The following is an 11432-nucleotide window of genomic DNA, read 5'->3' on the forward strand; positions in this document are numbered from 1 at the left end:
GGTTCCGCCGCGCCGAACGGCGCGGCCCCCGCAAGTGGCTGGTCACTCCGTGTGTCCTTCCGAACGTTCGTTCCCCTCGATCACGACGAACGCCGTCGCGATCCCCCCATCGTGCGACAACGACAGGTGCACTGCCGTGACCCCGCGCGCATCAGCGACGTGTCGCGCGCCCTGGTGCAATGTCAGCGACGGGTTCCGCTGGTCGTCCGCGACGACCTCGAGGTCTCGCCAGCGCAGCCCGGCGCTCGACCCGAAGGCCTTGATGAGCGCCTCCTTCGCCGCGAACCGCGCCGCGAGGGACGCGGTCGGCCGCGGTTCCCCGTCCCGCTGCTGCTCGGCCTCGGTGAAGAGCCGCGCACGCATCGCCGGGGTCCGTGTCAGGACCCGTTCGAACCGCTCCAGGTCGACCACGTCCACCCCGATGCCGATGATCATCGCCGCACTACTCGACGGTGACCGACTTCGCGAGGTTGCGCGGCTGGTCGACGTCGAGGCCCTTGGCCGCGGCGAGTTCCATGCCGAACATGTGCAGCGGCGCCACGGCGAGCAGCGGCTCGAACAGCGGCGTCGCGAGCGGGATCCGCAGGACCTCGTCGGCGAACGGCAGCACCGCGGCGTCGCCTTCTTCGGCGATGGCGATCACCCGGGCCCCGCGTGCGCGGATCTCCTGGATGTTCGACACGACCTTCGGGTGCAGCGACCGCGGGTCACGCGGCGACGGCACGATCACGAAGACGATCTGGCCCGGTTCGATGAGCGCGATCGGCCCGTGCTTGAGCTCACCGGCAGCGAACCCCTCGGCGTGGATGTACGCGAGCTCCTTGAGCTTCAACGCCCCCTCGAGCGCGATCGGGTACCCGACGTGCCGGCCGAGGAACAGGACGCTGCGGGTGTCCGCCATCCAGCGGGCGAGGTCCTTGATGCCGGAGGCGTCCTCGATCGTCTGCTGCAGCTTCGGGGCGAGGCCCTCGAGCTCGGCGACCTGCTCGGCGATCTGCTCCGCCGTCAGCGTGCCGCGGAGCGTCGCCAGGTGCAGCCCGAGCAGGTACAGGGCGACGCCCTGCGCGATGAAGGCCTTCGTCGACGCCACGGCGACCTCGGGTCCGGCGTGCGTGTAGATCACCGCGTCGGACTCGCGGGGGATCGTGGCCCCCTGGGTGTTGCAGATCGACAGGACCTGCGCCCCCTGCTCGCGCGCGTACTTGACGGCCATCAGCGTGTCCATCGTCTCGCCGGACTGGCTGATCGAGACGACGAGCGTGCGCTCGTTCAGGACCGGGTCGCGGTAGCGGAACTCGTGCGCGAGCTCGACCTCGACCGGGACGCGTGCCCACTGCTCGATCGCGTACTTGCCGAGGATGCCGGCGTAGGCCGCGGTACCGCAGGCGATGACGATGACGCGGTCGATGGTCGCCAGCCCCTCGGCGATCGGGTCGAGGTCGGTCAGTGTGACGGCACCGTCGTGCACGCGGCCGAGCAGCGTCTTCGCGACGGCCTCGGGCTCCTCGCTGATCTCCTTCGCCATGAACGAGGACCAGCCGCCCTTGTCGGCGGCGGAGGCGTCCCAGTTCACCTCGAACTCGGTCGGCTCGGCGGGGGTGCCGTCGAAGTGGATGACGTCGACCGAGTCGGGGCGGATCGTGACGATCTCGTCCTGCCCGATGGACAGCGCCCGCTGCGTGTAGGCGACGAACGCCGCGACGTCCGAGCCCATGAAGTTCTCGCCGTCGCCCAGACCCACGACGAGCGGGGAGTTGCGACGAGCGCCGACGACCACGCCCGGCTGGTCGGCGTGCACGACGAGGAGCGTGAACGCGCCCTCGAGCCGCTGCACGGCCTGCTGCATCGCGGTCGTCAGGTCACCGGTCGAGCGGAAGGCACGGGCCACCAGGTGCGCTGCGACCTCGGAGTCGGTCTCGCTCACGAACACGATGCACTCGGCCTGCAGTTCGGTCCGGAGCTCGGAGAAGTTCTCGATGATGCCGTTGTGGATGAGCGCCAGCTTGCCGTCGTCGGCGAGGTGCGGGTGCGCGTTGCCGTCGGTCGGTCCGCCGTGGGTCGCCCACCGGGTGTGGCCGATGCCGGTCGTGCCGTCGGGGATCGGGTGGGCGGCGAGCTCGTCGACGAGGGCCTGGAGCTTGCCCGCCTTCTTGGCGGACACCAGGTCACCGGCGGGGTCGACGACGGCGATGCCCGCCGAGTCGTAGCCGCGGTACTCGAGCCGACGGAGCCCGCCGAGGAGCACGTCCTGGCTGCTGTTGCTTCCGACGTAGCCGACGATTCCACACATGGGTTCGATCCTACGGTCTGCCTGACCGAGCGCCCTGCGAAGCGACAGGGCTGGGGATAACGTTTGGGCCATGGGACGCTTCGACGACATCGCGATCACGACACTCCACGGCGAGCACACCACGTTCGGCGCGTACTCGGACAAGGCGGTGCTGGTCGTGAACGTGGCCTCACGCTGCGGTCTCGCGCCCCAGTACGAACAGCTCGAGGCGCTCCAGAAGGAGTACGGCCCCCGCGGCTTCACGGTCCTCGGGTTCCCGAGCAACCAGTTCCTGCAGGAGCTCGGTTCGTCCGAGGCGATCGACGAGTACTGCTCCACGACCTGGGGCGTCACGTTCCCGATGTCCGAGAAGGTCAAGGTCAACGGCAAGGGTGCCCACGAGCTGTACAAGGCACTCAAGGAGACCCCGGACGGCGACGGCAAGGCCGGTCGTGTGTCGTGGAACTTCGAGAAGTTCCTGGTCGCCCCGGACGGCACGGTGACCCGCTTCCGTCCCATCACGAAGCCCGACGCCCCGCAGGTCGTCGCCGCCATCGAGGCGGCCCTGCCCGCCTGAGCGAACCGGACTGGGCCCACGCCGCCGGTTCCGGGGCGACGCGCAAGCGGCGGACCGGCCGTGCCGGTGGGGAGAGGCGCGGATCACGTGAGCAGGTCTGCTCACGTCGGCCGTGCCTCCCGACCGACCTGACTACGCTCGTGGCCATGCCGATCCCGGAGACCACCGTCGCGCACCCCACCCCCTTCGTGGAGATCCCGCGTGGCGAGTGGTCGCAGCTCGCCCCGAAGGAGCACCTCTCCCTCACCGAGACGGAGATCGTGCAACTGCGCGGCCTCGGCGACCGACTCGACATGCAGGAGGTGCAGGAGGTCTACCTGCCCCTGTCGCGGCTGCTCACGCTGTACGCCGCCGGTGCGCGGGACCTGCACGCCGAGACGAGCCGGTTCCTCGGTGAACGCGCCGGCCGCACGCCGTTCGTGATCGGGGTCGCCGGATCCGTCGCGGTCGGCAAGTCGACGGTCGCCCGACTGCTGCGCGAGCTCACGAAGCGGTGGCCGGACACCCCGCGGGTCGAGCTCGTGACGACCGACGGGTTCCTGTACCCGAACGCCGAGCTCGAGCGCCGCGGGATCATGGACCGGAAGGGCTTCCCGGAGTCCTACGACCGCCGGTCCCTGCTCCGCTTCGTCAGCCAGGTGAAGAGCGGCGCAGTCGAGGTCCGGGCGCCGTTCTACTCGCACCTCGTCTACGACATCGTCCCGGACGCGGAGATCGTCGTGCGACAGCCGGACATCCTGATCGTCGAGGGCCTGAACGTGTTGGCGCCGCCCGTGCACGGACGCCTGGCCCTCTCCGACCTGTTCGACTTCACGATCTACGTCGACGCCAAGACCCGCGACATCGAGTCCTGGTACGTCGACCGGTTCCTGGCGCTCCAGGAGCAGGCGTTCTCGAGCCCGGACTCGTTCTTCCACCGGTTCGCCTCGCTGTCCCGCGAGGACGCGGTCCGCACTGCGACCGAGGTCTGGCGTGCGATCAACGAGCCGAACCTGCTCGAGAACGTGTTGCCGACGCGCTCCCGGGCCACCCTCGTGCTCCGGAAGGCGGCCGACCACAAGGTGTCGTCGGTCCTGCTCCGCAAGATCTGACGGGGGCCCACGGCGTGGCTGCGCGCGGGGGCGGCGGCTCGCGCCCCGGCACGGTCATCGCGCCCCGGAGGGCCGGGGCGCAATCCCCCACCGGGCGGCAGCGTCAGCGCGCGGCGCCGAGCGCTACGCGGCGTCGTCGAGCGCCAAGCGCTCCGACACGACGGCCGCGAGCTCCTCGGCGATGCGCTGGGCATCGTCCTGCGAGGCCGCCTCGACCATCACGCGCACGACCGGCTCCGTGCCCGACGGGCGCAGCAGCACGCGGCCGCTGTCACCGAGGGCCTCGGTCGCCGCGGCGATCGCGTCCTGCACGCCCTGGTCGGCGAGCCCGTGACGATCGACCCCGCGGACGTTCAGCAGCACCTGCGGGAACACGGTCATGCACGACGCGAGCTCCTGCAGCGACCGGCCGGTGCGTGCCATCTCCGCCACCAGGTGCAGCCCGGTGAGGATGCCGTCCCCGGTGGTGGCGAACTCGTTGAAGATGATGTGCCCGGACTGCTCGCCGCCGAGCGAGTAACCGCCCTCGGTCATCTTCTCGAGCACGTAGCGGTCGCCCACCCCGGCTTCGATGACCGTGATGCCAGCCGCAGCCATGGCGCGCTTGAGCCCCAGGTTCGACATGACCGTCGCGACCAGGGTGTCGTCGACCAGGCGTCCGCGCTCCTGCAACGACAGCGCCAGGATCGCCATGATCTGGTCACCGTCGATCGCGTTGCCCGCGGCGTCGACCGCCAGGCAGCGGTCGGCGTCCCCGTCGTGCGCGATGCCGACGTCGGCCCCGTGCTCGAGGACGGCTCGGGACAGGTTGTCGATGTGGGTCGAACCCACGCCGTCGTTGATGTTGATGCCGTTCGGATCGGCACCGATCAGCGTGACCTTCGCCCCGGCGTTCACGAACACCTCGGGTGAGACCCCGGCGGCGGCTCCGTTGGCGCAGTCGAGCACGACGTGGATGCCGTCGAGCCGGTGCGGCAGCGTGCCGAGCAGGTGCACGATGTAGCGGTCCTCGGCGTCGGCGAACCGGGTGATCCGGCCGACGTCGGCGCCGGTGGGGGTCGGCGCGGAGTGGTCGTGCATGGCCGCTTCGATGCGGTCCTCGACCTCGTCGGGGAGCTTCTGCCCGCCAGCGGCGAAGAACTTGATCCCGTTGTCGGGCGCGGGGTTGTGCGACGCCGAGATCATCACGCCGAAGTCGGCGTCGATGTCGGCGACGAGGTACGCGGCCGCGGGGGTCGGGATGACCCCGGCGTCGAGCACGTCGACGCCGGCGGAGGCGAGCCCGGCCGCGACGGCGGCACCCAGGAACTCACCGGAGACGCGCGGGTCGCGCGCGAGGACCGCGCGCGGGCGCGGTCGACCGGACGCCCGTCGGGCGTCGGCGTGGTGTCCGTGCGTGAGCACGGCCGCGCTCGCCTGGGCAAGACCCAGTGCGAGCGCGGCCGTCAACTCGCCGTTGGCGAGACCACGAACACCGTCGGTACCGAACAGACGCGGCATGGTGTTCCCTGCGGTCAGGCGATCAGCGCTTCGAGAACTGCGACGCCTTGCGGGCCTTCTTGAGACCGGCCTTCTTGCGCTCGATGACGCGGGCGTCACGGGTGAGGAAGCCGGCCTTCTTGAGGGCCGCGCGGTTGTTCTCGCGGTCGATCTCGTTCAGGGTGCGGGCGATCGCCAGACGCAGCGCGCCCGCCTGACCCGAGGGGCCACCACCGGTGATGCGGGCGACGACGTCGTACGAGCCGAGGAGCTCGAGCACCTTGAACGGGTCGTTGATCAGCTGCTGGTGCAGCTTGTTCGGGAAGTAGTCCTCGAGCGTGCGGCCGTTCACGACGAACGTGCCCGAACCGGGGACGAGGCGAACGCGCGCGATGGCCTCCTTGCGGCGCCCGACGGCACCGCCGGAGACGTTGAGGATCTGACGGGGAGCGGCCTCGGCAGCGGCGGGTGCGCTCTCCGTGGTGAAGCTCTCCGGGGTCTGGTCGAGGGAGTCAGCGATCTGAGCCATGAGTTTCTTTCGTGTCCTTGAAGTCGTCGTGGCCGGAACTACTGTGCGACCTGGTCGAAGATGTACGCCTTGGGCTGCTGCGCGGAGTGCGGGTGCTCCGCGCCGGCGTAGACCTTCAGCTTCTTGAGCTGCTCACGACCGAGGGTGTTCTTCGGGAGCATGCCGCGGATCGCCTTCTCGACGGCGCGGGTCGGGTGCTTCTCGAGCATCTCCGGGTACGAGGTCGCCGTGAGGCCGCCCGGGTAGCCCGAGTGGCGGTAGTAGACCTTCTTCGCGAGCTTGGAGCCGGTGAGGGCGACCTTGTCCGCGTTCACGATGATGACGTAGTCACCCATGTCCATGTGCTGGGCGAAGGTGGCCTTGTGCTTGCCGCGCAGGAGCGCCGCGGCGTGGGTCGCGAGGCGGCCCAGGACGACGTCGGTCGCGTCGATGACGATCCATTCGTGATGGACGTCTGCCGGCTTCGGTGAGAACGTGCGAGTCACAGGAGTGCTGCTTTCGTGTCGAGGTGAGGAGTCCGTGAATCCCGCTCCGGTGGGAGTTCGCGCTGACGATGTCGGCGAGAACGACCCGGTGGAGGGCTCATCTGACTGTCTGGCGCACGCGGCGCGCAGACCAAAACGAGAGCCTAGCCGACGCGGGTCCCGCCGGTCAAACGCGCCCACCGCGGACGGGAGGCACGTGGCGGGCGCGCACCGCGCCTCCCGTCCGGCAGGCGGTCACCGCACGCGACCGGCGCGGCCGACGCGACCCCGCCGACCGGCCCCCGAACGCGACATCCCCGCTGTCACCCGACAGCGGGGATGTCGTCCTGCGCCGGAGTCCTACTCGGCGCGACCGATCCGGCGTCGACGGACCACGAGGATGCCCGCACCCGTGGCGAGCAGCAGCAGTGCGGCCACCATGCCGACCGTCAGGTCGGCGCCGGTGAACGCCAGCGCGCCCGTGCCCGGGCTGACGGAACCGGGCGACGTGCCACCCGCGTCGCCTGCGCCTCCGGCGATCGGACCACCGGCGTCGCCTGCGCCACCACCGTCCACGGGCACCGGCGGCGTGCTCCCGCCGTCACCGGGCGTCGGCTCGGTCGCCGGGGCGCTGAGGTCGAAGCCGACGAGGATCGGGTCGTGGTCGCTCGCCCGGTAGACCTCGTCCGTGTACAGGTTCGTCACGTTGTAGTTGTAGCGGCTGTACTCCAGGCCGACCGACTCGACCGAGTTGATGTTCCAGATGTCCACGCCCCTGACGGTCGCGCGCGCTGCCGGTGAGGCGAACACGTGGTCGAGCGAACCGCTCAGCCCCGAGAACACGTACGAGTACTCCGACGCGTCGAGCGCCGGACCGAGGTCGGTGTAGCCGGCGTCGTCGAGGACGACCACCGGGTCCTCCTTGCTGTACGCGTTGAAGTCGCCGAGCATGAACACCTTGTCGGTGCCGTACTCCGCCTGCATCGCGGTGGAGAAGGTCACGAGCGCCTTCGCCTGCGCCACGCGCGACGCGTTCGACGCACCCTGCCCGTCGCCCTGGTCGGCGTTCTCACCGGTGCCGGAGCCCTTCGACTTGAAGTGGTTCGCGATCACCAGGAAGTCGTCGTCAGCCGTCCCACCGATCGGCCGGAACGCGTCCGCGACGGGCTGCCGCGCGTTCGAGAACGCCGCGTCGAGCAGGATTGTCGACTCCCCGACCGGCTGCACGCGGTCCTTCTTGTAGATGAGCGCCAGACGGATGACGTCCTCGCTCGCGGGGACCACGGCCGGGGACTTCACGTACGCCCAGGTGTCGGTCCCGGTCGCGGCGTTGAGCGCGGCCACGAGGGTCCCCACCGCTGCGTCGCGGTCCTGCCCGAAGCGGGCCGAGTTCTCGATCTCCTCGAGGGAGACCACGTCGGCGCCGAGCCCGTTGATGGCCGTGACGATCTTCACCTGCTGGCGCTGCAGGTCCTCCTGCTCGGCGGCACCGCGGGCGTCGCAGCCGGAGTTCACCGTGACCGGGTCCCCGGCGCGGTCGGTGTAGTACGTGCAGCCGATCAGCTCGTCGCCGGTCGTCGGGAAGTAGTTCAGCACGTTGAAGCCGGCGAGCTTCAGGGCACCGCCGACGTCACGCGGTGTCGCGGTGCGGACGTTCGAGAACGACACGGGCAGGCTCGCAGCGGGGGTCGCACCGGTGATCGGCGCGGTCGGCTGGAACTTCCACGCCGCGTTCCGGTAGTCGAGCACCACCGGCGCGTCGAAGGTGGCGCTCGCACCGACGGTGACGGGCCCCTGGGTGAGCCACGACACCGGGATGCCCTGGTTCGCCTTCGTCAGGAAGTTCGTGCTGGCACCGTCGTCGAGCGTGACCGACCGGGCGGCGTTGTCGGTGGCCACGGCCGTCGCCTCGGCGCTGCCTGGGCGAGCGACCTCGGTCGGCTGGACGAGGCGCTTCGTGCCGGTGGCCAGCACGACCTCGCCGTACTGGTTCGTCGTGTAGTTGTCCGCCACCGTGTAGGCGCCCTGGGGAGCGATGAGCATGCTCTCGAGCGGCTCGCGCTGCGCGTCCGTCCGGGGGAACGCGACGGCGGCGGGGACCGGCGCCGGGACGACCTCGGTGCGACGGGTCAACCCGGCCGCCGTCGGGACGGTGAGTTCGGTGAGGCCGTTGAACTCCGACACCGCGCCGGTGAGCTGCAGGTACTCGCCGACCTGCACCGTCGGGGCGGTGGCGGCGGAGTACACGAACACCGCGTCGGAGGACTTGTGCGTGGCCGGATCGACCACGCCGCCGGTACCCGGGGTCTGGATCGTGTAGCCGTTGAACCCACCGGTCGCGTACACCGCGGTGACGACTCCGGAGGTCGTCACGGTCTTGCCCGCGTACGGCGAGGTGTCGGTGGTGCCCTGCAGCTGCGCGACCGTCACCACGTCGGCGGGCGCGGGGTCGGTGGGGGCAGGGTCGGTCGGCGGTGCGTCGATCGGCCTCGCCGTCTGCCCCGCAGCGTTCGTCGGCGTGATCGTGGAGGTCTTCGTCACGTCGACGACGTTCGAGTCGGTGTCCGCGGTGCCCTGCCGGGCGAACGCGTCCGGCACGGAGTTCGCCGTGCCCGCCGTGGCCGCGGCCGTCTCGAAGGTGGAGGCGGTGCCGTACCCGATCAGGTCGACGACACCGGGCGTGGTGGCCCCCACCGGGCCGTCGGGCAGCACCACGGGCGCGGTCTGGTCCGCGAGCACGAGCACCCCGCCGGCTCCGCCCGGGTTCAGCGAGAGCGTCGCGTCCGGTTGCGGCAGGCGCGCGGTCTCGTTCGTGCCGTTCGACCCCGTGAGTGCAGCCAGGTACGTCCCGTGCGCCGGGATCACCCCGGTCAGGGCGGCGGCCGTGACGGTGCTCCCGCCCGCGGGTGGCCGGTACTGCAGCGACCAAATGCTCAGGTCGACGGGCGCGTCGGTCGGGTTCCCGAGCTCGACGAACTTGTTCCGGAACGGCTGGTTGGCGCTGCCGCCCTTGACGTACGCCTCGCGGATCACCAGACCGGTGCCGGCCGGGTTCGCGGTGGCGGCGGAGACGGTGACGAGCGGCGCTGCGAGGAGCGTGGCAGCGGCGGTGGCGCACAACAGGGTGCGGCCGAGCGTTCTGGGCATGACGACCTTCGGTCAGGACGAGCAGTGGTTGTCTGCACCGTACCGACCTGCGGAGTCGTTCAGGTTGCGGCCAGGTGAATCATCGGGAGCGCCCGCGCCGGGTCGGCTCGACCGGCACCCACCCGCGCCCCACCCGGTGCACCGCCGGTCCGTGCCCCGGCAGCACGATGGCCGGGATCGGCAGCGCCCGGGCCGACTCGAACGCCGTCGACGCGTCGGCGGTGAAGAACGGCGTGATCATCCGGGGACGTGGGTGCCACGAGGCCGGCTGGGTGTCGTGGTGCGAGACGACCGCGTCACCGGTCACGATCGCGTCCGCCGCCGGCAGCAGGTAGGCGGTCGATCCGGCGGTGTGCCCCGGAGCCGGCAGGGGTGCGATCGCCCGACCGACGAAGTCGGCGGCGGTGAACGCCCGGACGGTGGGCACCGTGGTGGGCCGCAGTGCGTCGGACCGGATGGCACGCACGAGCCAGCGGAGCACGCGCACCGATGCGAGTCGGCCGCCGATCTCGGCCGGGGTCACCTGTTGCCGTTCCGGGCCGCGGACGTTGGCGACCTCGTCGGCGTGCGCCAGGACCTCCACCCCCGGGTACCGCGCGAGGATGCCGGGTAGGCCACCGACGTGGTCGACGTGCCCGTGCGTGACGTACACACGGCGGAGGTCGGCGGGGTCGTGGCCGGCGTACCGCACGGTGTCGAGCACCAGGTCGGCGTCGGCCGGGTACCCGGCGTCGATGAGCGAGACGCCGTCCTCCTCGGCGAGGACCACCCAGTTCGAGACCGGCCCCTCGACGAAGACGACGCCGGGGGCGACCGAGACGACGGATCGGGCTTCGCGGGTGCTCATCCGTCGACGGTACCGTCCGCCGCACCGCGGCGAGCGCGGGTCTGGACGGCGCGTGCGGCGAGTTCGTCGTCGGCCGGGTACCCGACCTCGGTCAGGGTCAGGCCCTTCGCCGGCGCGACCTTGAACGCGCTGGTCCGGGTCTCGGCGCGGCGCAGCTCCTCGAGTCGGTCCGGCCCGTAGCGGCCCTCGCCGACCGCGATGGTCGCCCCCACCATCGCGCGCACCATCGAGTGGCAGAACGCATCGGCCTGGAGGCTCGCCACCAGTGTGCCGTCCGGCTCGCGGTCCCAGCGGAACTCCTGCAGCGTCCGGATCGTGGTCGCGCCCTCGCGCGGCTTGCAGAAGGTCGCGAAGTCGTGCAGCCCGAGCAGCGTCAGCGCACCGCGCTCCATCGCCGCCGGGTCCAAGCGCGTCGGGTGCCATACCGTGTGCCCACGACGACGGGGATCGCGCGGTGCCTCGGCGTCCGCGATCCGGTACTGGTAGCGGCGCCAGAGCGGCGAGAACCGGGCGTCGAACCCCGCGGGAGCCAGGGAAGCGCGGGTGACGACGACGTCCCCGTCCGGCGCCGCGATCCCGTTGACGCGCCGGACGAGTCCGTCCAACGCCGTCCGCTGCGCTGCGTCGGGCGCGGAACGCCTGGGGCGGGTGAGCGCGTCCCACTGGTCGGTCGTCAGGTCCAGGTGCGCGACCTGCCCGGTGGCGTGCACCCCCGCGTCCGTCCGGCCGGCCACGGTCAGGAGGGGCGGCTCGCCCCACCGGGTGAACACGGTCGCGAGCGCGGACTCGAGCGCACCCTGCACGGTCCGGAGGCCCGGCTGCCGCGCCCAGCCGGAGAACGCCGCCCCGTCGTACGCGATGTCGAGCCGCACCCGGGTCGCACCGCCCGACGTCCCCGTCTCACTCACGCGACCACCGTACCGGGGCCGCACCGTGCCTCCCGTCCGGGCCACCACCCGTCCGCCCCTGACGGCGCGACGACACCGGTGTCAGCGCCACGTCAGTGCCGCGTGAGCGGCCGGCGGCAGC

The 11432-nt window shown here is 71.3% G+C and carries 10 protein-coding genes; 2 read left to right on the forward strand and 8 right to left on the reverse strand.

The features are described from left to right. Nucleotides 1–42: 42 nt before the first annotated feature. A complete protein-coding gene (locus J7E22_RS05150) occupies nt 43–435 on the reverse strand; it encodes a holo-ACP synthase (protein WP_214979589.1) in 393 nt (130 codons plus the stop codon). Between the two features lie 7 nt (nt 436–442). Next, nucleotides 443–2290, reverse strand: coding sequence for a glutamine--fructose-6-phosphate transaminase (isomerizing) (gene glmS, locus J7E22_RS05155; RefSeq protein ID WP_214979591.1), 1848 nt, complete (start codon nt 2288–2290; stop codon nt 443–445). Between the two features lie 70 nt (nt 2291–2360). Between glmS and J7E22_RS05160 the strand changes: the two genes are divergently transcribed. Next, nucleotides 2361–2846 (forward strand): glutathione peroxidase, encoded by a 486-nt coding sequence (locus J7E22_RS05160; protein WP_214979592.1) that lies wholly within the window; start codon nt 2361–2363, stop codon nt 2844–2846. Between the two features lie 146 nt (nt 2847–2992). Continuing rightward, entirely contained in the window at nt 2993–3937 is a 945-nt protein-coding gene (coaA, locus tag J7E22_RS05165; protein ID WP_214979593.1) for a type I pantothenate kinase, read from the forward strand. Between the two features lie 123 nt (nt 3938–4060). Here the strand turns inward: coaA and glmM are convergent, their stop codons facing one another. From glmM to truA, 6 genes are all read right to left on the reverse strand, one after another. Then, a complete protein-coding gene (glmM, locus tag J7E22_RS05170; protein ID WP_214979594.1) occupies nt 4061–5437 on the reverse strand; it encodes a phosphoglucosamine mutase in 1377 nt (458 codons plus the stop codon). 22 nt (nt 5438–5459) lie between these two features. Further along, entirely contained in the window at nt 5460–5945 is a 486-nt protein-coding gene (rpsI, locus tag J7E22_RS05175) for a 30S ribosomal protein S9 (protein WP_017885499.1), read from the reverse strand. 38 nt (nt 5946–5983) lie between these two features. Next, the gene (gene rplM, locus J7E22_RS05180) at nt 5984–6430 is read right to left on the reverse strand and encodes a 50S ribosomal protein L13 (protein WP_214979595.1); all 447 of its coding nucleotides are present in this window, start codon (nt 6428–6430) and stop codon (nt 5984–5986) included. A 339-nt stretch (nt 6431–6769) separates the two neighbouring features. Then, on the reverse strand, nt 6770–9556 hold the full coding sequence (locus J7E22_RS05185; RefSeq protein ID WP_214979596.1) for an ExeM/NucH family extracellular endonuclease: 2787 nt from the start codon (nt 9554–9556) through the stop codon (nt 6770–6772). Between the two features lie 79 nt (nt 9557–9635). Continuing rightward, the gene (locus J7E22_RS05190; RefSeq protein ID WP_214979597.1) at nt 9636–10403 is read right to left on the reverse strand and encodes an MBL fold metallo-hydrolase; all 768 of its coding nucleotides are present in this window, start codon (nt 10401–10403) and stop codon (nt 9636–9638) included. After that, a complete protein-coding gene (gene truA, locus J7E22_RS05195) occupies nt 10400–11311 on the reverse strand; it encodes a tRNA pseudouridine(38-40) synthase TruA (RefSeq protein ID WP_214979599.1) in 912 nt (303 codons plus the stop codon). The genes J7E22_RS05190 and truA overlap by 4 nt, the downstream gene beginning before the upstream one ends. Nucleotides 11312–11432 lie beyond the last annotated feature (121 nt).

The sequence above is a fragment of the Curtobacterium sp. ISL-83 genome (assembly GCF_018613895.1).
Classification (GTDB): domain Bacteria; phylum Actinomycetota; class Actinomycetes; order Actinomycetales; family Microbacteriaceae; genus Curtobacterium.